This window comes from Pseudomonas sp. GW821-FHT03E01, assembly GCF_059420765.1.
Genome location: NZ_JBWKUI010000009.1, coordinates 259866 through 285744, shown reverse-complemented (window position 1 = coordinate 285744; position 25879 = coordinate 259866). Strand labels below are relative to the sequence as shown.

Genomic DNA, 25879 nt, shown 5'->3' with positions numbered 1-25879 from the left:
TCGTTCATGTTCCCGATGACGCCCATCGCGACGGCGCTTGCCCTATGTTTTTGTGCAACTGCCCTGGCCGCGCCCACGGAAAACGGCCATACACCTCGAAGTCTGTTGGCGCAGGCCAAGGGATTGCCGACCGAATTCGAAGAGCATTTCTTTGATGTGCCACTGGCGGTGCGCGTGGAACTTGACCAACAGTTTCTCGGTGAGGCGATGGTCGTGTTGACCCGCGACGATCGCATCACCCTCGTTGACTTCGCCGATGTCAGCGACAGCATGATCAAGCCCAGTGAACGCGACATCTGGGCCAACTATCTGAAACAAGGAGTGGCGCTCGGTGGCTGCCAGGCCAATTGCCCCGAGCAACTGCTGGCCGTGCACTACAGCCTTGAAAACTCACTGGTGTCGATCCTCACCCAAAACGCTGAGCGCGACGATCAGGTACAGCGTTATTACAACCTGCCCGAAAATGGTAGCACCGGGTTGATCGTGCGTAACCAGCTGAACCTCAACGGCGGGCAGAACCAGGACCTGGGTGGGCGCTACGGCCTGGAAGCCAGCAGCAGCCTGGGTAACTGGAGCCAGGCCGTCAATATGCAACTGTCTCGACTGGGCGGTCTGGATAACAAGCTGTATCACGCGGTGCATGAGCTCTTTACCCAGCGGGAGCTGGAGGGCAATTTTCTGCGCCTGGGCTATTTCACACCCACGTCCGAAGGCCTGACCCGTCAGCCACGTGCCTTCGGCGCGAGCCCCGACACCGCATTGGGCGTCATGTACGGCAGCTCCGACAGCCTGGCCATCAACAACCCGAAACCGGCGGTCTATCCGATCTACGTCACCGCCAATCGACAGGGTTCGGTGGAGATCTACCGCGACGGTTTGCTGATCAACACCCAGGCGGTGCCTGCCGGGTTGCAGACCCTCGATACGCGTCCGCTGCCCGGCGGTATTTATGAAGTGGAAGTGCGTCTGATCGAAGACGGCCAAATCACCTCCAGCACCCTGGAGCTGGTCTACAAACCCAACAACTGGCGTAACCATGACGAGCGCTGGCGCTATAACCTGTTCGCCGGCCGCGAATCGAAATTGCTCAGTAACTGGGAAGAGCAGGCCGACGGCGACATGACGGCGGGGGCCGCGTTCAACTTCCTGCTGCACCCGCGAGTCATCCTGGGCCTGTCGGGTCGACAGGTGCGCGACGCTCTGCAGTACGGCACGTCGGTCGATTGGGCAATCGTCAACAACGCCAGCGTCTATGCCAACGTCTACAAAACCGAGGACTACGGTACCGGCTTCGACGTGCAAGGGCTTTATTCCTATGGCAGCGGCAGCATCGTCGCCAGCCATAACCGTAGCTGGCTCGATACCACCCGGCTGTACGACACGCTGCCCGATGGCACGCGGGTGCGTCAGCGCAATGTATTTATTGGCCAGACCAGCAACTCTTCCCTGTCGATAAACCATCGACTCAACAGCAAAAGCTCGGTCAATGCCCGGGTGTCCCACAGCGAAGGCAACACCAACGGGACGGGCGTGGATCTGGGCTGGACCCAGCGCACCCAACTGTTTGGCAGTGACGCCAATTGGCGCCTGTCGCTGTTTGATCGACCAGGCAGCGTGAGTTCGGGAGACGACCGCAATCGGGGTATCGATTTGAGTGTCAACATCGCGTTGGGTGGCCCCGGTGAACAGCTTTCCGGCAGCATAGGCACTCGCACCGACCGTGATGGCGGGCGCGATAACAACGCTTCGATCACCTACCGCAAAACCCTTCAGGACCATCTGCTGCAAAGCGTCTCCGCCACGGCCATCACCGACACCTACGGCATCGGGTTGAATGCCATGGCGACCATGAGTTCTGACCTTGTCAACGGCGACGGCTTCATCCAGCGCTCGTCCTTCAACAACGACCTAACCGGAGGCTTGAACCTCGACAGCACCGTGGCCGTCGGCGGGCAAAAAATGGTCATGACCAGCCAATATCACCGCAACGGTGCCGGCATGATCATCGACGTGGAGTCGGACATCGAGGACATCGCCTTGCGCGCCGATGACTTGAGCGGTGGCAGCGCGGTGCTCAAGCCCGGGCGCAATTTCGTGCCGATCACCGCGTACAAAAGCAGCTCGGTCAGTTTCGATTTCGAGGGCAACCACGTTCCCGCCGCCACCATCCAACCGGCCCGTTCCAGCTATCACCTGAACAAGGGCGGTGTGGAATATCGCCAGGTGAAAGTGATGAAAACCCTGACCGTCCTCGGGCGCCTGATCGACCCGCAGGGCAACCCACTCAAAGGCCATCACATCATCAACCACGCCAGCCGTGGGGTGAGCGAAGTGGACGGTTTCTTCTCCATGGAAATGAATGCCGGTTCGCCAACCCTGGAAGTGCGCCACGGCAGCCAGTTGCTGTGCCAGTTCCGCCTGGACCCGAACAGTGGACGTACCGAAAACAACGTGCTGATGATCGGCGATTTGCGTTGCACGCCGGATACGTTGGCGGATGCGACTTATCTATCTGAAAGACGGGGTTAGTGGGCGTGGAGGATAGAATCAGCGTGATACGCCTACTCAAACGGACGGCCAACGTTTTGATGTTGTCTGGATTGCTGGGGGCAGTGAGCGAAGCGGCTGTCATGGAGATAGAAGCGAAATTCAGTCCGGATCCATCCAACCCGCTGGTCAATAAATTTATCAATACAACGAAGTTCACCGGGTTCTGCCAGGGTAACGAACCGGCCTGTGAGCGACGAGGACTGTCCAGTTTCAGGACACCCATTACATTCACTGCAACCAGACCAATCCGGGTCCATGAGACCAATCGCCGCGAAGCCGCAATGTTCCGCATCCCGGCGGAATGGCGAACATTGACAGTTACCAAAATGGGGGGGGCAAGCACTGAAACGGCGGAAGTGAAAGTACGTATGCCTGGTTTCGCGGTTAACTATCGCCTCAGCCACGATGCACGCGATTTGGTTGGGCGTCCAGATTTGGGTTCTCACGCCGCTCACGGACTTCTATGGCAAGGAGGGCTATGGTTGAGTCCTCCGTCACCCTGTCAGTGGGCGATAATGGCGAGTACAAATATGAGGGAGCATGAAACGTTCTGGCTTACTCCGGCGGGTAGCACTTGTCATAAAGCACCTAACTACATTATTCCAGAGTTTGATTATAAGTCTTTTGACTTTGCTTACGAGCTTCAAACCCCTGAGCCCTTGAAGTTGTCGCAAGGTACTTACACCGGAAGTATTCAGTACTCCGTTGGCCCGGGTAAGGATTTTGATATGGGTGATGTCATGTTGCCCAGTGAAGACTCTCTAACGCTGAACTTCACACTTACCGTTGAGCATATGCTCAAGGTTGAAGTTCCACCCGGTGGTCATCGTGTGGAATTGGTCCCGCAGGGTGGCTGGCAATCCTGGCTGCAACAAGGCCGAAAGCCGACGCGTTTATTCAAGGACCAAACGTTCAATATCTCGGCCAGTTCGCGTTTCAAAATGGAGCTGGAGTGTCAGTACACCCAGGATGGCAATACCTGCTCTTTGCAAGAGCCAATTTCGGGCCACGTTGTTCCATTGAATATCAGCGTAAGTCTTCCTCACGGCTTGACCGATGCAAGTGGGCAACCAGTGACCCGTCGACAACTACTTCGTAATGGTAGTGGTACCGAGCTGTTTCAACCCGGTTTTTATGTGGAGCGAAGGCCGGGGACTCTGCACTTCGAAATCCCCTCCCGCGAAGTGGCTGAGATGATTCGGCCGGGCCGATCACGATATTATTCCGGCAATGTAACGGTTATCTGGGATTCGGAAATTTGATTGTTTTCGATATTCAAGTTTATTAAGTGAGGTACTGAAACATGAAGAGCTTGTTAGCCTTAATGGGTTTTTGTTTGTTTGCCCAAACGGTTCATGCCGCACCGAGTATCAATATCGGCACCGTTTACGATTATCTGGACGGTGATAAGAGCACCTATCTGAAGCGTGTATTCAATGGCGGCGACAGCACGGCGTTCGTCAAGGTCAACATTCTCGAAATTCTCTACGACGCCGACGGCAAGTCGCAGGAAGTGCCGCTCAAATCCAACACCGACGGCAAGTCCCGCGATGGTTTGATGGCAAGTCCCGCGCGACTGATCGTGCCTGCCAATGGCATGCAGGGCACCCGTCTGCTGTTCATGGGCGAACGGGACAGGGAGCGTTATTTCCGGGTGCGATTCGTACCCGTGGTGCCGGAGAAGGAGGACGAATTCGCGGTGTCCGGCGAAGAGCGGGAGGACTACAAAAAATCCCTGTCGGCCGGGGTCACCGTACTGGCAGGTTATGGCGCGGTGTTTTTCGTACGGCCAAAGGAAACACGCTTCGACAGTGCGATTGAAAACAACACAGGCACGTATCGGATCCGCAACAACGGCAACAGCGTGGTGGTGGTCGATGAGTTCAAGGATTGTTCGGTTAAAAACGAGCAGGACTGCCAGCCCACCACCAAGCATCACATCCTCGCGGGCCGTACCTTTGAGTTCGAAAAACAGGCCGGTCGCGAATATCGCTTCACCCTGGTTGAAGGTGAACGCAGCAAAAAACTGGACGTGAAGGGATAACCCATGAGCAGGAAGCTGACCCAGGTCTTTTTGTCGGTTGTCGCGATGTGGACGAGCGCTGATGTCTTCGCCGCCCGGGAAGAGCACACCTTCGAAGTGTTCGTGACGATTCCGACCCAGGCGTTTTATGTCATTCCATCGGACCCGGGCTGGATCCATCGCGAACAGCAACTGCCCTGGAACTTGACGTCGTCGACACTGGGTGGCTTGCGCAAGTACTTCGATGTGAAGAACGAAGCGGGCTCGATCGAGGCGCGGCTGGAAGGCCGACCGTATCTGTCCAACGGCACCGACGCCCATGACATTGCCTTGCGGGTGCTGTTCAACGGCAAACAGTTGAGCGAGCACGAGAGCAGCGAGGTGGTGTCCATGGCCGAGGCCGCGCCTGGTAAACGCGTGGTGCTGGAAATCCTCCCGATGCCGCCTGCCGATGGGGTTTACAAGCCCGGCAATTACTTTGGCAGCGTCAACATGATCTTCAACGCGGTGATGCCGGATGCCTGATACCGATTGTGTGGGGCGCAAGGGATGATTCGTTTTCAAGCGTTACAACCATGGGCGGGCGCAATGGCCGTGCTCCTGGGATCGCTGTCATCGGTCTGGGCGCAGGAGGTACAGATTCAAGCCTCGTTCAAGCCGGACTCGGCGAATCCGCAGCGTAACCAATTCCAGAATGACACCCCTCCCAGTGGTTACTGCGCCAGCTATCCCAGCGAATGCCGGGACAATGCGATGTTCAGTCTGCGGGTGCCTATTGAGTTCGACTCCAGCGGACCAATCGTGGCCAATCATGGTGATGCCCGGCAAGGCGCGATGATCAAGGTCCCGGCACAATGGCGAGAGCTGACGGTCATTCATGAAACGACAGGCGAGCCGGAAACCGTGAAGGTTCGAATCGCCGGGTTCGGCTCTGCCTATGTTACTGACGATGTGATTCAGCTGGTGGGCGCAGGTAACGATTATCGAGAGGCCCATAATAAATTGTGGGGCAGCAGTTGGGTGAATGCGCCATCACCCTGCCTATACAGTGGCGTGGTTTTTTTTGCGCCACAAAGGTATCGTTTTTTCTGGAAAACACCTTCTGAAGTTTCATGCCAGAAACAGGCGAAATTCGACGTGCCGTGGATGCGTTACGAATATGTCGATTTTGCGTATGAATTGGTGACCCCTAACCCTTTGGGCATGTCCTCGGGAAAATATCTAGGTAACTTGACCTACACGATCGGCCCCCACGGCGATTTCGACTTGGGCGACATCATGCTGCCCAGCAGTCCTTCATTGACGTTGAACTTCGCCCTGGACGTACAGCACACCCTCAAGATCGAGGTGCCTCCTGGTGGAAGTCGTGTTGAACTGGTCCCGCAGGGTGGCTGGCAATCCTGGCTGACGCAAGGGCGCAAACCGACGCTGCTGTTCCGCGACCAGACCTTCAACATTTCCGCCAGTTCACGTTTCAAGATGCAGTTGCAGTGCCAGTACGTCCTGGGTAATACCTGCTCGCTAAATGAACCGTTGTCCGGCGACTTTGTGCCATTGAACGTTGGCGTCAGTCTGCCCCATGGCTTGACGGACGCGGGCGGCCAACCTGTCAATCGTCGGCCATTGCGCCTGGACGGCAGTGGCACGCAGTTGTTCATGCCAGGGATTTATGTGGATCGCAAACCGGGAATCCTGCATTTCGAAATACCCGCCAGTGAAGTGGCAGAAATGATTCGCCCCGGACAACAACGACGGTATTCGGGACGCGTGACAGTTATATGGGATTCAGAAGTCTAGTGTCTTGCGCCAATGCAGTGAAAAGGAGTGCAGCAATCATGGAAATACTCAGGAAAATCATCCAGCTGAGCGGCTTGGGATTGGCGGGTGCGTTCATGCAGACCGCGGTCGCCAGCACCGTTGAAATGACCGCGGTATTTCGTCCCGATCCGGCGAAGCCGATGCAAAACACCTTTATCAATACGACCCCTCAGGGCGGGTATTGCGGAGATCATCCCGAGTACTGCGAGGAGGGTGTTTTCAGCATTTTGTTGCCCGTTCGCTTCCGGGCGGCGGCAGATATACCGGCGCTGCATGAGCAGCGTCGGGGCGCGATGTTCCGGGTTCCTTCATCCTGGCGAGACGTCACGGTGGTGCACGACGTGACCGGAGAGTCCGAGACGCTCAGGATGCGCGTGAACGGGATCGGGGCCGCTTACACGATCAAGACGCCTCTGCCCACAGGGGTCTGGCAAAGTACCTGGGTCAATGCGCCTCCCCCTTGTGGATATGGCGGGGTGGGTTATGGCACTGCCTTGTACTATGCGTTCTTCTGGCGAGTGCCGGCCAATGCGGGTGTGTGTGCCAAGCAGGCACAAAAGGACATTACCCAGGACTACCAGTTCGCTTATGAAAACACGGGGTTCAGCTACGAGCTGGCCACGCCCAACCCGCTCAAGATGTCGGCAGGCACCTATCGTGGCGTGCTGAACTACACCGTCGGGCCGCATCAGGATTTCGACATGGGCGATGTCATGTTGCCTGACGACGATTTGATCACCCTCAACTTCACGTTGAATGTCGAGCACACCTTGAAGGTGGATATTCCCCCAGGCGGCAATCAAGTGGAACTCGTTCCGTCAGGGGGATGGCAGGCCTGGCTGACCCAGGGGCGAAAACCGACCCGGTTGTTTCGTGATCAAACCTTCAACATTTCTTCGTCCAGCCGTTTCAAGATGCAGCTTCAGTGTCAAATCACCGGATTAACCGATTGCATGATTCTCGACCCCGTTTCGAAGCGACCTGCCGTGGTGAAACTGAGCGTCACCTTGCCCAACGGTTTGACGGATATCTTCGGGCAACCGGTCACGCGGCGTCCTTTGCATGTCGGGCAGGCAAATGCCCAGAAATTCCAACCCGGTTTCTACGTGGATCGCGCGCCAGGTACCCTGCATTTCGAGATTGCACCCAATTATGTGGAGTACATGATCCAGCCCGGGGTGTCGTCCAGATACTCCGGAAACATCACCGTGATATGGGACTCCGAAGTGTGATAACAGTGGAAGACGCCCTGAAGGCATGATCGCCTTCAGGGCGGGGGCTGATTATCCGGCGTTTTGCAGCGCCGCTCGGGTCAACCGACGGCTCAGCTGTTTTTCCTCGTAGCCGATGTCGTTGAGCAAACCGCCATAGACCTCGTCCGTCATTTCCTCGCCGGTGAGCACAAGGCTTTCCGGGACGTTGAGTTGACTGGCAAGGTCGAGTAACCGCTGCTTGAGCGCGCGTCGTTGCACAATCAACTGCTCTTTGGAACCGGCCCAGGCGCGTTGGGCCTCGCGCAGTTCATCCAGCAGGTCGGTCCTGTGTTCATACATCCGGGCATTGCGCCGGAACTCCGCGGGATAGGTGTCACGCAGGTATTTCTCCCAGTACGGCTGTTCGATCATTCCATTGACCAACCCGTCGCCGGCTTCCATCGACATTACCGTGTCGAACGCCGTGTCGAGCATTTCAGCGTTCACCCTGGCCAATTCGGGATACCGCAACAATGTCGATTGCCACGGCAAATCGAGACGTTGCGCCAGGCCGCTCTCATAGGCGAGGTACACTTCAATTTCGTCGCCGCCCGGACGTTTGGCGAAATCGGCCCGTGCAATATCTTCCACCCGCGCAAGACGGGCCGCCCCTTTTGCCAACCTGACCAACCTGCTTTCCAGCATGGCGCCCGATGTCGACAAGGCATAGGCTTCGGAGGCAAGCACCTTGATGCCCATGTGGTTGAACATCTGGGCTCCCGCATCGGCGCAGGTCGTGGGCGACGTTGCCATTTCGAACAGATCGGCGCGCAACTCGCTGTCCAGGTCGACGGCTTCGACCATTCGCCATACCCGGCTGCTCAGTTGATTACGCAATTCACCGCCGGCCCGGTAATCGGCCGAGGTGGTCTGTTTCTGGATCAAGGCGAAAAACCCTTCAGAGCCAGGCTCGGACATCAGGTCGTGCCAAGCTTCCTGGCGGAAGGTCCCCAACCCGGAGACTTCGGCACTCCACCACTCCGAGTCATCCTTCATCGGCCATTGGGCCATCGCGTCGGTGGCGGCGTCGGTATAGACCTGTGTGGGCGAGATGCCGACCGAGCGTCGATACGCCTGGAACTTGACGACATTGGCCTGAGACAGGTTCATTTCGAACAGGCGGGTCCGCGCCACGATAAACGCATCGTCAGAGCCGGGCACGACGGTGGGAATGATCCTGATCGGGTTTTCCTGCAGATCCAGAAAAAATCCTCGAGGCCGACGCTTGTTGGGCGCAAAGAGCCCGTCGGGCCACGTGGTGGCCCCCGTGTTGCTCAGACTCAGGATGCTGAGCCTGGGCATGCGCTCAACGTTCGGCAGCATCCCCAGCCTTGGGTTGTCATCGAGCCTGAGTGTTTCGATACGGGTCAGGTTTCGCAGCTGCTCGACCGACGCCGGCGTCAGCCTGATGTCGTTGTTCATCAGGCGTAGCGTGCGCAGGTAATGCATTTTGCCGATGCTGTCGGGCAACTGCGTCAAGCCGCAACCGCGGGCGCTCAGTTGCCGCAGGTGGGGGAAGTCTTTCAACAGGCCGGAGGCTTTCTGGGAGAACGTCGTGCGGTCCAGGTTCAACGTGGTGATCTGATCGAGGTAGTGCTTGATGTCCGGCAGTTCCTTCCACCAACGCTTGAGGTCGACAGCGTCGATTTCCGTGGAAAGGTCCAGTGCATAGCCGCCATCGGAAGTGGTGCTGCGCTCGCCGAATACGGTGGGCTTTCTCCTGAAACAATCGATGAGCCGTTCGCTGATGTGCAGCCCGCCACCGCGGACGAACCCTTGGCGATCCGGACCCCAGCTATCAGGTTGCCGATATCGCCATTTATTGAGCAGCACCTCAAGATCATGCAGTTCGCGGTCCAGTCGTGTCAGGGTCTGATGCCCTTGTTCCGGCGAGCCAAGGGATCGCACAAAGGTATCGGCTTCTCGTTCGTTGAAGTGGGGGTAGAGGTCCCGCACCCTTTCCGTGAGGGTGGCTTTGCGGGTGGACAAGCCAGGGCCGCGCAACAGCATCATGTCTTCGTGATCCGCCCGCGGACGGATTGGTGGCGCGAGGAGCACGGTGCGGCGTTCGGCAGGTGTCTGGGTCTTGACCATGACCCATTGTTTGAAAAAACGGCCCTGGCCGGGTCGATAACCCAATTGCGTCTGTTTGTTTTTCGGCAAGGCGTTGAGCACCGCTTCGAAAAAATCGGCGGCTTCCCGCAATTTGTGGTTTTGCGCGTCCCAGACTTCGAAGCGGTTCACCTCATCCCGGACCAGTATCCGGACGGTCGACGCGTCCTGCGTACCCACGCTGCAGCGCAGGGGGCCGGCATCGCTGCCTTCGCGTACTTCGATGCGTAACTCATTGAACGTGTCGGAATGAATCCTGAGCGCATTGAGCACCAGGCTTTCGGTTTCCGGCACCCGCTGCGCATCGTCGTAGAACCCTTCATAGGCATGGTTTGCCCGGACTTCGAAGTCCGCTTCACGGGCGCGGATCTTGATGTTCAAAGGCAGGCGCTGCTCTTGTTCCATTCGCTTGAGGTCAGGGCTGTCGGCACGGCTCAGCAGGGTCTTCACCGCACGGGACGGCAGCTGTGCAAACTCATGGCGCACGAGCCTGACCCGGGGATCGTCCGATGCTTGTGCACCTTGGTACAGCTGATTGACGATGTCTGGAAGCAGGCGATTGGCTTCGTCCGCCAGCCGATCGCGCAGCGCTTGCACCTGTTCGCTTTTCGCCATTGGCCGGCCGAGTACTGCTTGCAGTTCCGCTTCATCGAGGAAGTTGACGAGGCTTGGCGCAAACTGGTCGCTCAACAGGTGCGACAGGCTGGTGGCCAGCGTCTGCCCCGCCGTTGCCTCGGGATTGCCGTACTGGCGAAAGGGACCGGTCAGGTCGTCGTTGTGATAAACCTTCAGCGATTTATCCGCAGGCCAGCCGTCCAGATAGGTCGCCAGCGGTTCAAACCAGTAGGAGGACGGATCCAGCGCCAGCCCTGTGCGAATCCGTTCAATGCCGTTCCGGGCCTGGCGCTGGAGGTGCAGGCGTTCGAGGCTGTCGTCCAGTAGCGGTGGCGCAGCCGTGTTGTCGATGTACATCCGGCGCAGTGCGCCGTCGTCGGTGCCGCTGGCAATGCGCACGTGTTCGAGATCCGCGTCGGTCAGACCGTCGACGGTGTGGCCGAGACGGCGCAGCAGTTTCGGCGTACTCCATGCTCGCGGGTTTTCGCCTTCGTGAGTCCAGGCGCCGAGGCCGTTGTGTCGCAACTCGGGTGAATACGCATTGGCGCGGTGTGGATGCTTGACGCGGTAGTTGCCGGTTTGCGGGTCTTTCTGCACGGCGAAGTGGGTGTCATCCAGCGGCAGGATGTCCTGGCCCTGGTGGGTATGCAGGCCCAGTTCGTCAGGACCGGAGTCGGCCGACAGCTTCACATCCGGCAGTTCGTAAGGCCGCAGATCGGGATGCCACAGGCGTGGCTCGCCATTGGGCAGCGTGACCGGTTTCATGCCTTCGATCAGTGGCGAGAGTTTCAGACGCACGACCTCGCCAATGTTTGCCCCGGCGGCGAACGCCGCCAGTTGAATGGCATCTTCCACTACACCCACGATGTGCTCGACGGCTTCGTTCCACAGCCCCAACGTCATGTCGACGAAGCCTTCGATGACATCGTTGGCGATCTGATAGGCGGTGTAGGCCATCATCAATTCCCCCAACCCCGGCACGAACGGTGTGACGACCATCAGGGCGACGTTGAAGATGTCCGAGACTATTTTCTTGAAATTCTCCCACCAGGCCCATCGGGCATTGCGATCGGTGTCGGCGGTGGACACGGCGATGTGTCGGGCGTCATTGAGGATTTTGTTCAGCTTCTGCTCAAAGCGGTATTTCCAGAATTCGCCGCGGATCGGTGTGGCGCTGAAACGAAGATTGGGCTGCTCGACCGGCACTTCCCGCCAGCTGGGCCCTGGATCCAGCGGATCTTTCTGATGCCATTTCACCTCGAACAGACGCTGCTGCAACCCGCCGAAAAAATGCCCTCGCTCCGGCTGATCGACGAACCGGCTGAAGAACTGGCGATAAGTCATTCCAGTGGACGAGATGAGCGGGTTGTCCCGCAGCTGGCGAGTCAGTTCATTCATGAAGGCGACCGTTGAGGGGTACTCTTTCAACGGATGTTCAGGGTCTTGCGGGACATACGCGAATATCGGCACGACCTCTCGCCTGTGCTCACGGTACAGGTCCGGTGTGATCAATACGATCCCGGCCAGCCGGCTGTCCAGAATGGACAGTTCAGCGAAATGCATCACCCGGCCCTTGCGGGTGAGGTTGCGCTGGCCATCGAGCATCTTCAGGATCAGGTCGCTCGCATCGGCATCAATGTCGCCGGTCATCAGCGCTTGTTGAACGGCTGCCTTAAAGGCAGCTTTCTCGCTGTCGATGATTTTGAGTTGCAGAAAACGCCTGGCGACGGCATCGCCGGGTAGCAAGCGGTCTTCAAGGTATCGGGTATAGCGCGCGCCAATGTCCAGCTCACGACACAGGGTCTGGAACTGGGCGATGGACATTTTGCGTTTGACCGGCAGGACGTCGAACAGACCGCGCTCATCGGGCTGGCTGATGAAGTCGGAATCCGGCTCGCAGGTTTCGCTGCGTGCGAAGTTGTGCAGGGCAGCGTTCAGCAGGGAGACGGTTCGGGTGACGACGCCGCCTGTGACGTCGATGGCATACCAGGGGCGTTCCTTGGGTAAGTAAAGATGCAAGTAAGTGGTTCTGACATCGACATCGACCCCGTACTGTTTCATCAATGCATCGGTGAGCAAGGGTTCAGCGAAGTCATCAACGTTTTGTAACTCTTCGAGAAACCGATCCACCTTGTTCTGGGCAGACCAGAGTTCAAGGTTGGCATCTTGTAACTGTGTGTGAGCAGATTGAGTGGCGGTCCTGATCCATTGTCCGGAACGGGTTTGTGTGAGGCTCAGTTCCCGCGCCCTGCGCAACGAAGCATCCTTGAATGTCGGGTGAATTCGACTCTGGATGAAAGCGTAGTGACGGCCCTTATCGTCGTCTGCCCCTCCTGGGCGGGCAGTTTTACGTCCTTGTAAATCTGACATTGTTTTTATCAGCCTTGAGCAGTTATGGAAGGCAACAGCCTATCCTTCGTCGCTCAAAGTAAAAGTCTGAATTACTGCGCGGAACACCTGTGGAGAGTGCCGAAAGCATTGGAATTTTCCATGCCGAAAATAACTATTTACCACCCGGTCAGCGGCGGGAGAGCTCCACGGGCAAACATCCGGTGCCACTCCCCGGTTGCAGATACGGCATCAGGATGGGCGCCATGCCCTTGAGCACTTGCACGGGCAACGCCGAGGTAAATTTGAAGGCTTCGGCCGAGCGCCCCGGCACGTAGGCGGTCAAGGTGCCGAAATGGCTATCGCCGATGTAAAACACGAATGTTGCGGTGCGGTTGATCGATTTCGAGCTCAGAATCCGCCCTCCCGGACCGATGGCTTCGATGCGGTTGTCGCCGGTCCCGGTTTTACCGCCCATGGCCAGCGGGGTGCCGTTGGCCAGTTTGAAACTGCCTGCCACGCGTTTGGCCGTGCCGGCATCCACCACTTGCGACAAGGCCTCGCGCATGGCGGTTGCCACCTCGGAAGGCATTACGCGTTTGCCGACGACCGGATTGTTGATCAGTTGGGTTTCATAGGGCGTACCGGCCGCGAAGTGCAGGCTGTCGATACGCAGCGTCGGCAGGCGTACACCGTCGTTGAGGATGGTGCCGATCAGCTCCGCCAGTGCGGCGGGGCGGTCGCCGGAGCTGCCGATGGCGGTGGCCAGCGAGGGCACCAGGTGATCGAACGGGTAGCCGACTTTCTGCCAGCGTTGATGAATGTCGAGGAACGCCTCGATCTCCAGCATCGTGCGGATGCGGCTGTCACGGGCGCCCTTGTGTTTGCTTTTGAACAGCCAGCTGTAAACCTCCTGGCGTTCGAATTCGCTGGCTTTGACGATCTGGCTGAACTTGGCGTCGGGGTTGTTCAGCAAGTAGCCCATCAGCCACAGATCCAGCGGGTGGACCTTGGCGATGAAGCCCTGATCCGGCAGGTCGTAGCTGCCCGGGCCGTAACTCAGGTACAGGCGTTCGAGGCGTTCGTCGGTGAGTTTTTCCGTGAGCTTGGCGCCCTTGAGGTGTGAGCGCACGAAGGTGTTGAAGCTCTCCTGGTCGGCCTGCGGGAATAGATAGCGATGCACGGCCGCCATGCGGATCGGTGTCGGGTGCATGCTGTCGAGGAAGGTCTCGAGGCGGGTCTGGGTGTCTTTGTTCTGGTACTTCTTCCAGAACCGCAGCAGGAATGCGGTGCCTTCACGGTCGGCGAACTGGGCCAGGTATTCCTGACGCCGCGGGTCGCGGTCGTCCTTGAGCAATTCGGCGCTGCTGTTGGGGCCTGCGTAGGTGCTGTAGCGCACCAGGTCGCGCATCAGCCGGATGAACGGCAGGTTGATCGACTCACGAATGGCATCGCGCAGGGACGGCATGCGGCCGTTGTCTTCCTTGCGGAAGTTAACGAACGTGTGCAGCCCGCCACCGGTGAAAAACGCCTCGCCGGGGCTGGCCGAATATTTGCGATCCAGTGCGGCGCCGAGCATTTTTGGCAGGCTGCGGTCGGTGTTCTGAATCATGTAATCGACGGCCCAGCTGCTCAGGCGATCCTGTTCGGCGACTTCGGTTTTCTTCAGTTCGGCAACGGTCATGCCTGCGTAGCGATCGTGCAATTCGGAGATGATCTGCAGGTAAGTGGTGAGCACACGCATTTTTGCGGTGGAGCCCAGTTCCAGCTTGCTGCCTTCATTGATGTCGAACGGTTGGTCGGTGCTGTCGGTCTGCACCCTTACCCGCGAGCCGTCCGGGGTCAGTTCGAACAGGGTGAAGCTGTAGCGCACCTGCGTGGTGCTGGTGGGGGTGAGCAGGCGTTCGCCGATCAGGCCGATTTCCGCTGCATAGGCTGGGTCGGCCAGATGCTTGAGGTATGCGGTGGCCTGGGTTTGCAGCTCGCCTTGCAGGGTGCTGGTGGCGGAAAGGTCGAGGCGGTCGAGGTCATACAGCGGCCGGTTGAGCAAACTGCCCAGGCGACTGCGCGCGACACTGATGCCTTTGTTGGTTTCGATTGGTTGGATGGTGGGCTGGGTCTGCCAGTCGCGATAGGTCACTTGGCTGGCCAGTGCCGCCGCCGCGAGCGGCGCATCGATCACCCCATTTTGTGACAGCAGGCGAATATGGCTGTCGGTCAGGCTGGCCAATTCATCGCGGCCCTTGGTCAAGTAGTGCGAAGGGCGGCGTTGAGCAATCATCAGCGACAGCATTTCACGCAGGGCCAGGCCTTTCTCCGCCAGGCTTTTCTGATCGGTGTCGGTGCTGGCCAGCCGTTCGTTGGCCTTGTTGAAGTCGGCGCCGTACCACACACGCAAACCTTCGGCCATGCCGTGCACTTCACCGTGGCCCGGCACCGCGGACAGCGGAACACTGTTGAGGTAATCGCGAATCACATTTTGCCGTACCTGAAGGGTTTCCGGCCCCGTCTGATAGGCCCGCACGCTGGCGGAAATCATTTGGCGGATTTTTTCCGCGCCCGACACGGTCAAGCCGTCGGGCGAGTGTCGATATTTCTCAAGCTGTGTCGCCAGCGTACTGCCGCCCGCCGATTGGCCGGGCAGGCGCAACAGCTTGGCTACCTGGGACCACGCCGCCATGCCGAACCGTGGCCAGTCCACGGCGGGGTTGGCCAGGGGCTGGTGCGGATCGAGCAGAAAGCGGTTTTCGATGAACAGCAAGCTGTTGACCACCACCGGCGGGATCGCGGCAAAGCTTGAATAGAGCTGTTGTGGATACTTGAACTGATACAGCGGGGCCGCACGGCAATCGGTGATTGACAGCCCGGCCTGGATTTTCTCGGTATAGGGAATGAAAAAGCCCTTGTCGCTGTACTTCATCAGCGCAGGCGAAAAGCGGGTTTGCGCCGCTATCACGTAATCGCGTTTGAGCAGGCGCGGCAGAAATTCATCCAGGGAGCTGTAGCCCAGACGCTGATCGAACGGGCCTTCGCCAGGGTAGCGAATCGCGTCGCTGGGGCCGGGTTGCAGTTCATATTTCAGCGAGGCGGCATATTTACTGATTTCCCGGGCCTGGAACTTGGAGGTGCGCATTTCCTTGGCTGCAGCCAGGCCCAGGACAATCAGGATAATCAGCAGCAGCAACCAGAACGCCCCCCAGCCGTGCCGTGAACGACGGGGTTTTTCAGGTAAAGGCGCTTCATCCACACGTTCAGTCGGAACCACAGTGTCACTCGAATCGGTTTGCCACAAAGCGCCCATAGTCGACTGATCCATTCACGCAGATTGATCGGACTTGTTTGAAGCTTAGACGGTGGTTGGCGTTGGTGAAAAAATTGTGAACAACCAAATATCAGATGCGCACGATTACCTATGGAGAAGGGCTGTTGTGGCCAGGGAGCTTGCCTGTGGCGAGGGGGCTTGCCCCCGTTCGGCTGCGCAGCAGTCGTGAGCCCTTTAAATGCGGCGTGCCTGAAAAATTCAGTGCTGCTGTTTTTTGGGGACTGCTGCGCAGTCCAACGGGGGCAAGCCCCCTCGCCACAACAGCCCCCTCGTCACAGAAATCCCTCACAGATGTTTATAGCCAGCAGGCATCCCATAGCGGGTAATCGCCAATTTTATTGACCAGCCCCGCTCTTAAAGGGTTGGCAACAATGTAACGAGCGAATGGCAGGAGTTCTTCTCCATCGCGGATTGCCCGGTCGTGGTAGCCGCTTTGCCATAGCGGACCACACCGACCGTTCATTTTGTTCACTGCCAGGGTGCAGCGTGACTTGGTAGAGCCGACAACATTGCCCAGATTGTTGCCCTGCAGCTGCATTAGCCAATGAAAATGATCGGGCATCACAACCCAGGCAATTGAATTCACTAAACCCGCATCGTGAGCTCGGCGCAGTTCTGCGACAAGCAGACGCCCCAATCGCCAGTCAGAGAATATGGGTTGGCGCTCGTGAATAACTGCGGTGATGAGGTAAGCGCGGCCGTTTTCAGAGGCTCTGCCAAAGCGCAGGCGATGAGAGTTTGGTTGAGTAGGCAATCCATTGCTTCCTTGCGTAATAGTCAGGTGACCCTTCCACGCTAGTGCCCGATTGTCTGTTTCGGTTCTGCAAATGCTGAGTGAAGATTCTGATTCCTGCGAAGGATTCACCACAGTAAGCCCCCTGCCCACAAGGGGTGTCGTCTGAAAGGGTTGAGCTAGACGCATCAACGAGGTAAATGCTGCCTAGGTAGGGGCATGACGATGCACCATTGCTGTGCAATACTCCGTGCGGTTTCAGTGGCGAAAAAACCTGCATAAGCCAGGTAATGCCACTCCGTTCTGCGGGAATTACCCGTTAGTTATCGCTGAATATTGTGTTTTATATAGTGAAAACACCTGTCGTTAGCTTTTTATACTGCACGCCCCGCTGATCTTGGAGGTTTTGTCCTACAAGACGTGTCTGTCCACAAGACAGGCCCGGTTTCACCAGGCGCTGGCCTATCGGTCGGCGCTTCGACACTCGGTGGTCATATCCAATAACAAGACGAGGTTGCACCCCTATGCCAGTCGGCAATCACCTGCCTCACGGCGAGACCGCTCAGGGCGGCCCGCTTAAACGCGAACTGGGCGAACGGCATATTCGCCTGATGGCACTCGGTGCCTGTATCGGCGTCGGCCTGTTCCTGGGCTCGGCCAAGGCCATCGAAATGGCCGGCCCGGCCATCATGCTCTCCTACATCATCGGCGGTCTGGCGATCCTGGTGATCATGCGTGCCCTCGGCGAAATGGCCGTGCACAATCCGGTCGCCGGCTCGTTCAGCCGTTATGCCCAGGATTACCTCGGGCCTTTGGCGGGTTTTCTGACCGGCTGGAACTACTGGTTCCTGTGGCTGGTGACCTGCGTCGCGGAAATCACCGCAGTGGCGGTGTACATGGGCGTCTGGTTCCCCGACGTGCCGCGCTGGATCTGGGCACTTGCCGCGTTGGTCAGCATGGGCTCGATCAACCTGATCGCGGTGAAAGCCTTCGGTGAGTTCGAATTCTGGTTCGCCCTGATCAAGATCGTCACCATCATTGCGATGGTGGTCGGCGGTATCGGCGTGATCGCGTTCGGCTTCGGCAACGACGGCGTCGCCCTGGGAATTTCCAATCTGTGGGCCCACGGCGGCTTCATGCCCAATGGCGTGCAAGGCGTGTTGATGTCCCTGCAAATGGTGATGTTCGCCTACCTCGGCGTCGAGATGATCGGCCTGACCGCCGGTGAAGCGAAGAACCCACAGAAGACCATCCCCAATGCGATCGGCTCGGTGTTTTGGCGGATTCTGCTGTTCTACGTCGGCGCCTTGTTCGTGATCCTGTCAATTTACCCGTGGAACGAAATCGGCACCCAGGGCAGCCCGTTCGTGATGACCTTCGAGCGTCTGGGCATCAAGACCGCCGCCGGCATCATCAACTTCGTGGTGATCACCGCGGCGTTGTCGTCCTGCAACGGCGGCATCTTCAGCACCGGGCGCATGCTCTACAGCCTGGCGCAGAACGGCCAGGCCCCGGCCGGTTTCGCCAAAACCTCGAACGGCGGAGTGCCCCGTCGTGCGTTGCTGTTGTCGATCGGCGCGTTGTTGCTGGGTGTGCTGCTCAACTACATGGTGCCTGAGAAGGTTTTCGTCTGGGTTACCGCGATAGCCACCTTCGGCGCGATCTGGACCTGGGTGATGATCCTGTTGGCCCAACTCAAGTTCCGCAAAGGCCTGAGCGCCAGCGAGCGTGCCGGCCTGAAATACCGCATGTGGCTGTACCCGGTCAGTTCGTATCTGGCGCTGGCCTTCCTGGTGCTGGTGGTCGGCCTGATGGCGTACTTCCCGGATACCCGAGTGGCGCTGTATGTGGGCCCGGCGTTCCTGGTACTGCTGACGGTGTTGTTCTACATGTTCAAGTTGCAGCCGACCAATGTGGCGCAAGGCGCGGTGCGTTCGGCTTCGTAAGTTGTAACGCCAGCCATGCAAAAGCCCCGGTCAGAATGATCGGGGCTTTTGCATTTAAACGGCTGCCACGGGTATCGGCACATTCAACCGCTTATTGAAATCCAGCCAAACCCCCAGCAACGCCATCAATCCGACCCCCAACATTGCGCTGAATAGCTGCATCGCCAATACGTTCCCACCCAAGGCATTGAGCATGTCCGCCAACGGCGCCAGCAACACACCAAAACAAAACACCTCCAGAGAATATCGGCCCATGCGACAGCTTTGTCGCGCCAGCCAGTGTTGCGTCCAGCCCGTGTCCGGCAACAATCTCGCGGTGACGTAGGCGAGGGCGAGGAAGTGCAGCAGACGCGCCGGTGAGAGGTTGGTCTTGCTGATCGGATAGAGCCATTCGCCGAGCCATTGGGGCATGAACGCGTCATGCACGGTCGGCCATTTCCACGACAGCGCGATCATCCCGGTCATTACCAGATAGGTCAGAGCCGCGATGAGAACCGGCTGTCGAGTCAGCGGTCGAGGTTGCGGCGCCCGAGGCCTTTGCCGGTGAATCGCCGCCGCCCCCCCGAGAATAAACAGCAGCTGCCAGGCCATCGGATTGAAAAACCACACCCCCCCGTCGGTGCCCGCCAGGTTCCACTGCAACCATGGCGCCAGCAGGTACAACACCACCGACAGCCCCACCACGTATTCCGCCTTGCGCAGCAGCATCGGCAGTACCAGCGGCAGGCCGAGCAGCAACAGAATGTACAGCGGCAACGGGTCCATCAGGTTCGGCTTGAAGCGCAGCAGCAACTCGTCCATCAACGCTTGCTGCGGATTGCTGAGGAAATACTGCAAGCCCATTTCCTGCACCAGATCGCGGGTTTCCACGTGGCTGTTGGCGAAAAACACGATGCCCATCAGCAGCGCCAGCAAAAAGATGTGCACTACATAAAGCACCCAGGCGCGTCGCAGGATTTTCACCGTGGCGACCATGAGCCCGTCGCGCCGGGCGATCTTGCCGTAGGCCAGCACGGCCGCGTAACCGGCCAGGAACACGAAAATCTCCGCCGCATCGCTGAAGCCGAAGTTACGCACCGTGAACTGCGCGAGCGGGTTCTGCGGCACGTGGTCCCAGAAGATAAAGATCAGGGCCAGGCCGCGGAAAAAGTCGATTCGGTGATCGCGTCCAGACGTCATGAAGGCGGGCTCTTGAACGGGCTGTTGAATAAGGAGTTGCCGGCGCAGCAAAAGAGGGTGCGCCGCACATTGGCGGCGCGCAGGGTGCCGTTATTCACAGGCAATTGCAAAAGGCTGGATATTACCGAATGTCTCAGATGCTTATAGCGAACGGATCGAACGGCGTGGCCGTCGGTCTGCCGGACTGTCCGCGCACCAGAACTCCCCATGATGGCATCTGGCGAGCATCTACACTTCGGTTCTCAGGAGTGTGAAACGTGAAGGTTTCGCTGATTGTCCCGGTATTCAACGAAGAGCAGGCGATCAGTCTGTTCCACCAGGCGGTGCGTCGTGAGTTGAAACTTGACCCTTATGAAGTCGAGATCGTGTTCATCAACGACGGCAGTACCGATCAGACGGCTGAGCAGGCCAAGGCGCTGGCCCAGGTCGATGAACAGGTATTGCTGATCAATTTCTCGCGCAACTTCGGCAAGGAGCCGGCGTTGTTTGCCGGGCTGGAGTACGCCACTGGCGACGCGGTGATCCCCATGGACGTGGACCTGCAGGACCCGATCAGCGTCATTCCACGGTTGATTGCCGAGTGGCAAAAAGGTGCCGATGTGGTACTCGCCAAGCGCCGGGACCGTGCCAGCGACAGTTACCTGAAACGCCACAGTGCGGCAATGTTCTACCACCTGCTGAACAGGATTTCCTACACCCGTATCGAGGAGAACGTCGGGGATTTCCGCCTCATGGACCGCAAGGTGGTCAATGTGATTCGCGCACTCCCCGAGCATCAGTTGTTCATGAAAGGCGTTCTTTCGTGGGCCGGTTTCACCACCGTGGTGGTGGAGTACGAGCGGGCCCAGCGGGTGGCGGGACGCAGCAAATTCAATGGCTGGAAGCTGTGGAACCTGGCGCTGGAAGGCATTACCTCGTTCAGCACCGTACCCTTGCAGTTGTGGACTTACATCGGCGGCGGCATTTCAATCTTCGCGGTGCTGTATGCGGTGTACATGGTGCTGGACAAGATTTTCTTCGGCAACAGCGTCCCCGGTTACCCTTCATTGATGACGGCCATATTGTTTCTGGGCGGTGTGCAACTGATCGGCATCGGCATTCTTGGAGAGTATGTCGGTCGCATCTACATCGAAGCCAAGCATCGGCCCCGGTATGTGATCAAAGACGTCATCGGCGGCAAAGACCGGGTCGGGCTTTAGCATGGGCAGACTGGGCGATTTTTTCAGCGGCGAAATCGGCCGTCGTCGGGTCTGGCTGTTTTTTCAACTCGCGACGCTGATCTATGTCATTCCGCTGATCCTCGCCGACTATCCCTACATCGATGACAACTGGCGTTCGCTGTCCGCCGGCACGGACTGGGTGGGGCAGGGGCGGTTGTTCACCGAGCTGTTCTACAACGCGCTGACCTTCAGCGATGCCGCGCCGAACATCTTTCCGTTGCCGCTGTTGATCGCCACGCTGGCCATGGCCTTTGCGTTGACCAGCCTGACGTTTCATTACTACCCGCAGCCGACGCTATCCTGCTGCATGGTGGTGTTGCCGCTCTGGTACAACCCGTTCTTCCTGCAGAACCTGTCGTATCAATACGACGGACCGACTAATGCCTTGAGCCTGGTGGCGGTGATCTATGCGATCACGTTTCGTCATCCTTCGCGCATCTTGCAATGGCTGGTGCCGGCCTTCCTGATTGCCCTGGGGCTGGGGCTCTATCAGGTGAGTATTAATGTATTTCTGGGCCTGTGTTGCCTCGAACTGCTCAGGGGCGCGAACGATAAATGGGCCTGGCCGCAATGGTGCGAGTTGATCGGCTGGAAACTCGCGCAGGTGGTGCTCGGCGGCTTGATCTACAGCGTCACCGCTTATCCGTACATGGATCAGACCCGCGTTTTGTTCCTGAACTGGGCGGCAGCACCCTGGCTGCAGCTGGAAATCAACATTGGTCGCGTGCTGGAAAAAGTCGTGCTGCTGTTTCACGGTGGATTCACCTGGGTGTTCGCCGTGCTGCTGTTGTGTGCCATCGCGGGCAGCGTACGGCTGACCCGGAACGTGGTGGCACGCCAGGACACGGCGTTGAGAAAAGTGCTGATGGGCCTGGCGTGTGTGCTGACCGTGCCGACCGTGATTTTTCTAGTGTCGGGGGCTGTGTTGTTTTTCCGGGATTTCAATGAAGGCGCCAGAACCTTGATGGGGTTCGCAGTGCTGTTGGTGCTGCTGTTCTATTTGAGCCATCTGGCGCTGGCACATATTCATGAGCGGCTGACGCTGCTGTTGGTGGTTCCGCTGCTGGCCATGCTTTCGCTGTCCTACGCCTATGGTCGCGTACTGTCGGTGCAGAACACCTTCGCTTCCAGCGCGTTGTTTTCCCTGGGGCATGACATTGCATCCCATCGGCAACTGCGCGAGGCCAAGCGCATATACATGTCGGTGAGTTATTCCGATCACTGGCTGGTGGAGTCTGCAGGCTCGTTCAAGCAGATGCCGGTTTTGCATTATCTGCTGAACATCAACTTCTACATGCTGGCGGAAAACCTGCCGAAAGCGGGCATCACCAACGTGGTCGCGGAGCGGGAGCGACGCAACGCGACGTTGATGGGTTATCAGGGTTATCCACCGCTGGTGGATAACAAGTTCTACAACCTCTATCTGTTGGGTGACTACGGTTTCATCGTGATGAAAGAGCCGACGCCGATCGCCACGCTTGCGTGGTGAAACGGTGAGCGCTCCCGCGATCTATCTCAAACGCTTGCCATCCGGGGTTGCCGACGGTGCGGGTTTGCTGGGGGTGCTGGCGATCGCATTGTTGGCGAGATTTCACGCCATCACCGTGCCGGTCATCTGGTACGACGAGGCTTACAGCATACTGCTGGCCGAGGGCTCGCCTGCGTACATCTGGGCCACGACGGCTCGGGATGTTCATCCGCCGCTTTACTATGTCTTGCTGCATTACTGGATGGTGCTGTTCGGTCATGGCGTGTTATCTGCGCGGTCCCTGAGCGCACTGGCTGATGTCGGCACGCTGTTGCTGGGCATTAAATTGATGAGCCTGTTGGCGACGCGAAAGGCGATCTGGATCGCAGCATTGTTGTTGGCGTTGCTGCCGATATCGGTGCGCTACAGCCAGGAAGTGCGAATGTATACCTTGCTGGGGTTTTGGCTGATGGGGGCGACTGTGGCGCTGGTGTGCTGGGTCAAGGCGCCGGATCAAAAGCGTTACCCGGCCGTTTACGTGTTGCTGATGACGGCGGCTTTTTACACGCACTACTTCGCCGCATTGTGCGTGTTGGTGCATTGGCTTTTTTGGTGGCGGGTGCGCAAGGTCCAGGACACGGTCCCCGTACGTGCGTGGATACTGGCCAACAGTGCAATCGTCGTGTTGTACCTGCCGTGGGCACCGCCTCTCGTCAGTCAATTGCTGCGAATGGACGGGCTCGAATGGATACCGCCGCTGACCTGGCCGACGGTGCTGACCTTCGTTTGGCAACTGGTGGTGATGGAGGGTTCGACCAGTGACTTATGGCGCGCGACACCCTTGGTTTTGATCATGGTTTGCGCCGCTGCCGTACTGTTCAAGGCACGCAACGAGCGACCCTTCAGTGTTTTGCTGGTGGGCTATTTTTTTGTGCCGGCGCTGACCGTGTTTCTGGTGTCGCTGATCGTGCCGGTTTTCAATGCCAGGTACCTGGTATTCGCCGCCGCTGCGTTGCCCCTTATCGTTGCGCTCGCACTGGACGCATGGAGCCAACGCCACGCTGTCCTTGCTGCTGTCGCCATGGTTTTTATTGTCTTGGTGGAAGTGCACGGGCTGTCGGCGATTTACGCACAAACGGATGAGATGAACGGCACCAGCATTCGCAGAGACGCGAAACTGGACGCCGTGGTCGCAGGTCTTGGTCGCGAGGTGCGTCCGGGTGACGAGATCATTGTGGATAACCTGTATTGGTACTTGCCGTTCATGTACTACAACTCGACAGGCATTCAGCCGAGGCTATACGTCTTCAAAACAGCGACCGGCACCTTGTGGGGAACCGCTGAATATGGTGGCTGGGCACTCATTCCCCGTCACCTGCACTCGATTTTCTTCAATGATTTTTCGACCCTGAAACTCAATGCCAGGAGAGTCTGGTGGGTGACGGGCATTGCTCGTCCTGAGCATGACGCCTTGTTTCCGAAACATTGGAAACAGGTGCTGACGCTAAGGGAAGGGGGCAGTGAGGCTCGTTTGTTCATCGTGGAGGACGCGCCAATCCCTGAGATTGGCGCGCTAACACAGTCTATGCAGCCGCCGCATCATTAGGCTCAAAACTGTCCGCCCGTGCCATCTGCCACATCCGCGAATAAAACTCGCCGTTCACTTCGCCAGTGAGCAATTCCCCCGGTTTCAAGAACACATGCAGCTGCGAGAACAGCTTGATCTCGGTCGCCGACATGCGTCGCACCAGATGCTTGGCCGACAGCTGTGAAGGATGGTCGAGGCCTGCGGCGGCGAGCATTTCGGCGAGGGCCTTCAGCGTATTGCGATGGAAGTTGTACACGCGCTGGGCCTTGTCCGGAACGACCAGCGCGCGCTGGCGCAGGGTGTCCTGGGTGGCGACGCCGGTCGGGCATTTGTTGGTGTGGCAGCTTTGCGACTGGATGCAGCCGATGGCGAACATGAAGCCGCGCGCCGAGTTGGCCCAGTCGGCACCGATGGCCAGGACGCTGGCGATGTCGAAGGCACTGACGATTTTGCCGCTGGCGCCGAGCTTGATCTTGTCCCGCAGGTTCAGGCCCACCAGGGTGTTGTGCACGAACAACAGGCCTTCACGCATCGGTACGCCGATGTGGTCGGTGAATTCCACGGGCGCGGCGCCGGTGCCACCTTCCTTGCCGTCGACCACGATGAAGTCCGGGAGGATGCCGGTTTCCAGCATGGCCTTGGCGATGCCCATGAATTCCCACGGGTGGCCCAGGCAGAACTTGAAGCCCACGGGTTTGCCGCCGGACAGTTCACGCAGTTGCGCGATGAAGTGCATCATTTCGATCGGCGTGGAAAACGCGCTGTGGCGCGACGGCGAAATGCAGTCTTCGCCCATCGGGATGCCACGGGTTTCGGCGATTTCCTGGGTGACTTTGTGCTTGGGCAGAATCCCGCCGTGGCCGGGTTTGGCGCCTTGGCTCATTTTGATTTCGATCATCCGCACTTGCGGGTTCTGTGCCTGGGCGGCGAAGCGTTCCGGGTCGAAGCGGCCATCGGCGGTGCGGCAGCCGAAGTAGCCGCTGCCCAGTTCCCAGGTCAGGTCGCCGCCGTTTTCCCGGTGATAGGGGCTGATGCTGCCTTCGCCGGTGTCATGGGCGAAGTTGCCGAGTTTGGCGCCCTGGTTCAACGCGCGAATGGCGTTGGCGCTGAGGGAACCGAAGCTCATGGCCGAGATGTTGAACACCGATGCCGAGTACGGTTGGGTGCACTGCGGACCGCCGACCATCACCCGGAAACTGCTCGGGTCGCTCAACGGCGCCGGGCGCATCGAGTGGCCGATGAATTCGAAACCCGACTGATACACGTCGATCAGCGTGCCGAAAGGTTTGTCGGCGCTCTCGTTCTTGGCCCGCGAATACACCAGCGAACGCTGGGCCCGGGAGAAGGGCAGGGCATCGCTGTCGGATTCGAGCAGGTACTGGCGGATTTCCGGGCGAATGCCCTCCACCAGATAACGGATATTGCCCAGGATCGGGTAATTGCGGCGCACCGCATGAGGGCTTTGCAGCAGGTCGAACAGGCCCACCAGGCTGAGGACGCCGGTGACGGCGGCGATCGGCCAGAGCCAGTCGTATGCCAGGAAGGGCAGGCTGGCGAGGGTGAATATCACACAGACGGCAAAGAAGGCGTAGCGGCTCAGGAGTGACAGGCTCATACGGTTTCCTTGGGTTCGGACTCGGTCATGATGGACCGTGGTATACAGGCTTTTGTGGCGAGGGAGCTTGCTCCCGCTCGGCTGCGCAGCAGTCGCAAAACCTGCTGAC

Annotated in this window: 15 protein-coding genes; 10 read left to right on the top strand and 5 right to left on the bottom strand. The window is 58.5% G+C overall.

The genetic code is table 11. The features are described 5' to 3' along the window. Positions 1-6: 6 nt before the first annotated feature. From AC07VO_RS17435 to AC07VO_RS17410, 6 genes are read left to right on the top strand one after another with little or no spacing between them, the layout of a single operon-like run. Entirely contained in the window at positions 7-2529 is a 2523-nt protein-coding gene (locus AC07VO_RS17435; protein ID WP_457327276.1) for a CS1-pili formation C-terminal domain-containing protein, read from the top strand. Beyond that, positions 2529-3812, top strand: a complete 1284-nt coding sequence (locus AC07VO_RS17430) for a hypothetical protein (RefSeq protein WP_457327277.1) — start codon at positions 2529-2531, stop codon at positions 3810-3812. The genes AC07VO_RS17435 and AC07VO_RS17430 overlap by 1 nt, the downstream gene beginning before the upstream one ends. A gap of 41 nt (positions 3813-3853) precedes the next feature. After that, on the top strand, positions 3854-4594 hold the full coding sequence (locus AC07VO_RS17425; protein WP_457327278.1) for a molecular chaperone: 741 nt from the start codon (positions 3854-3856) through the stop codon (positions 4592-4594). A 3-nt stretch (positions 4595-4597) separates the two neighbouring features. After that, a complete protein-coding gene (locus AC07VO_RS17420; RefSeq protein WP_457327279.1) occupies positions 4598-5098 on the top strand; it encodes a CS1 type fimbrial major subunit in 501 nt (166 codons plus the stop codon). Between the two features lie 24 nt (positions 5099-5122). Continuing rightward, entirely contained in the window at positions 5123-6370 is a 1248-nt protein-coding gene (locus AC07VO_RS17415; protein ID WP_495007644.1) for a hypothetical protein, read from the top strand. Positions 6371-6408: 38 nt separating this feature from the next. Further along, positions 6409-7623 (top strand): hypothetical protein, encoded by a 1215-nt coding sequence (locus AC07VO_RS17410; RefSeq protein ID WP_018926645.1) that lies wholly within the window; start codon positions 6409-6411, stop codon positions 7621-7623. Between the two features lie 51 nt (positions 7624-7674). Here the strand turns inward: AC07VO_RS17410 and AC07VO_RS17405 are convergent, their stop codons facing one another. The 3 genes from AC07VO_RS17405 to AC07VO_RS17395 all read right to left on the bottom strand — a co-directional run bounded on the left by AC07VO_RS17405 (position 7675) and on the right by AC07VO_RS17395 (position 16775). Then, the gene (locus AC07VO_RS17405; RefSeq protein ID WP_495007643.1) at positions 7675-12627 is read right to left on the bottom strand and encodes an NEL-type E3 ubiquitin ligase domain-containing protein; all 4953 of its coding nucleotides are present in this window, start codon (positions 12625-12627) and stop codon (positions 7675-7677) included. A gap of 262 nt (positions 12628-12889) precedes the next feature. Further along, positions 12890-16000 (bottom strand): transglycosylase domain-containing protein, encoded by a 3111-nt coding sequence (locus AC07VO_RS17400; RefSeq protein ID WP_064616291.1) that lies wholly within the window; start codon positions 15998-16000, stop codon positions 12890-12892. Positions 16001-16316: 316 nt separating this feature from the next. Next, the gene (locus tag AC07VO_RS17395; protein WP_026286462.1) at positions 16317-16775 is read right to left on the bottom strand and encodes an REP-associated tyrosine transposase; all 459 of its coding nucleotides are present in this window, start codon (positions 16773-16775) and stop codon (positions 16317-16319) included. A 503-nt stretch (positions 16776-17278) separates the two neighbouring features. On the opposite strand from AC07VO_RS17395, the gene AC07VO_RS17390 reads away from it, so the two are divergent. After that, on the top strand, positions 17279-18700 hold the full coding sequence (locus AC07VO_RS17390) for an amino acid permease (protein ID WP_457327282.1): 1422 nt from the start codon (positions 17279-17281) through the stop codon (positions 18698-18700). Positions 18701-18754: 54 nt separating this feature from the next. On the opposite strand, the gene AC07VO_RS17385 is transcribed toward AC07VO_RS17390, so the two are convergent. Further along, a complete protein-coding gene (locus AC07VO_RS17385) occupies positions 18755-19879 on the bottom strand; it encodes an OpgC family protein (protein ID WP_457327283.1) in 1125 nt (374 codons plus the stop codon). 257 nt (positions 19880-20136) lie between these two features. Here AC07VO_RS17385 and AC07VO_RS17380 point away from each other — a divergent pair, with 257 nt between their 5' ends. Genes AC07VO_RS17380 through AC07VO_RS17370 form a run of 3 tightly spaced genes read left to right on the top strand, consistent with a single transcriptional unit; the run spans position 20137 to position 24173 of the window. Next, on the top strand, positions 20137-21078 hold the full coding sequence (locus tag AC07VO_RS17380) for a glycosyltransferase family 2 protein (protein ID WP_018926640.1): 942 nt from the start codon (positions 20137-20139) through the stop codon (positions 21076-21078). A gap of 1 nt (position 21079) precedes the next feature. Then, on the top strand, positions 21080-22588 hold the full coding sequence (locus AC07VO_RS17375) for a glucosyltransferase domain-containing protein (RefSeq protein ID WP_457327284.1): 1509 nt from the start codon (positions 21080-21082) through the stop codon (positions 22586-22588). After that, positions 22578-24173: a glycosyltransferase family 39 protein gene (locus AC07VO_RS17370; RefSeq protein WP_457327285.1), complete on the top strand. Its 1596-nt coding sequence runs from the start codon at positions 22578-22580 to the stop codon at positions 24171-24173. Before AC07VO_RS17375 ends, AC07VO_RS17370 begins: the two co-directional genes overlap by 11 nt. Here the strand turns inward: AC07VO_RS17370 and AC07VO_RS17365 are convergent. Beyond that, positions 24151-25770 (bottom strand): FMN-binding glutamate synthase family protein, encoded by a 1620-nt coding sequence (locus AC07VO_RS17365; RefSeq protein ID WP_230175108.1) that lies wholly within the window; start codon positions 25768-25770, stop codon positions 24151-24153. The genes AC07VO_RS17370 and AC07VO_RS17365 overlap by 23 nt on opposite strands. Positions 25771-25879: the final 109 nt, after the last annotated feature.

Excerpts from the sequence above, each read along its gene's own strand:
- AC07VO_RS17435 (WP_457327276.1), top strand. The coding sequence starts at position 7 with ATGTTCCCGATGACGCCCATCGCGACGGCGCTTGCCCTATGTTTTTGT.
- AC07VO_RS17425 (WP_457327278.1), top strand. The coding sequence starts at position 3,854 with ATGAAGAGCTTGTTAGCCTTAATGGGTTTTTGTTTGTTTGCCCAAACG.
- AC07VO_RS17420 (WP_457327279.1), top strand. The coding sequence starts at position 4,598 with ATGAGCAGGAAGCTGACCCAGGTCTTTTTGTCGGTTGTCGCGATGTGG.
- AC07VO_RS17415 (WP_495007644.1), top strand. The coding sequence starts at position 5,123 with ATGATTCGTTTTCAAGCGTTACAACCATGGGCGGGCGCAATGGCCGTG.
- AC07VO_RS17410 (WP_018926645.1), top strand. The coding sequence starts at position 6,409 with ATGGAAATACTCAGGAAAATCATCCAGCTGAGCGGCTTGGGATTGGCG.
- AC07VO_RS17400 (WP_064616291.1), bottom strand. The coding sequence starts at position 16,000 with ATGGGCGCTTTGTGGCAAACCGATTCGAGTGACACTGTGGTTCCGACT.
- AC07VO_RS17390 (WP_457327282.1), top strand. The coding sequence starts at position 17,279 with ATGCCAGTCGGCAATCACCTGCCTCACGGCGAGACCGCTCAGGGCGGC.
- AC07VO_RS17385 (WP_457327283.1), bottom strand. The coding sequence starts at position 19,879 with ATGACGTCTGGACGCGATCACCGAATCGACTTTTTCCGCGGCCTGGCC.
- AC07VO_RS17375 (WP_457327284.1), top strand. The coding sequence starts at position 21,080 with ATGGGCAGACTGGGCGATTTTTTCAGCGGCGAAATCGGCCGTCGTCGG.
- AC07VO_RS17365 (WP_230175108.1), bottom strand. The coding sequence starts at position 25,770 with ATGAGCCTGTCACTCCTGAGCCGCTACGCCTTCTTTGCCGTCTGTGTG.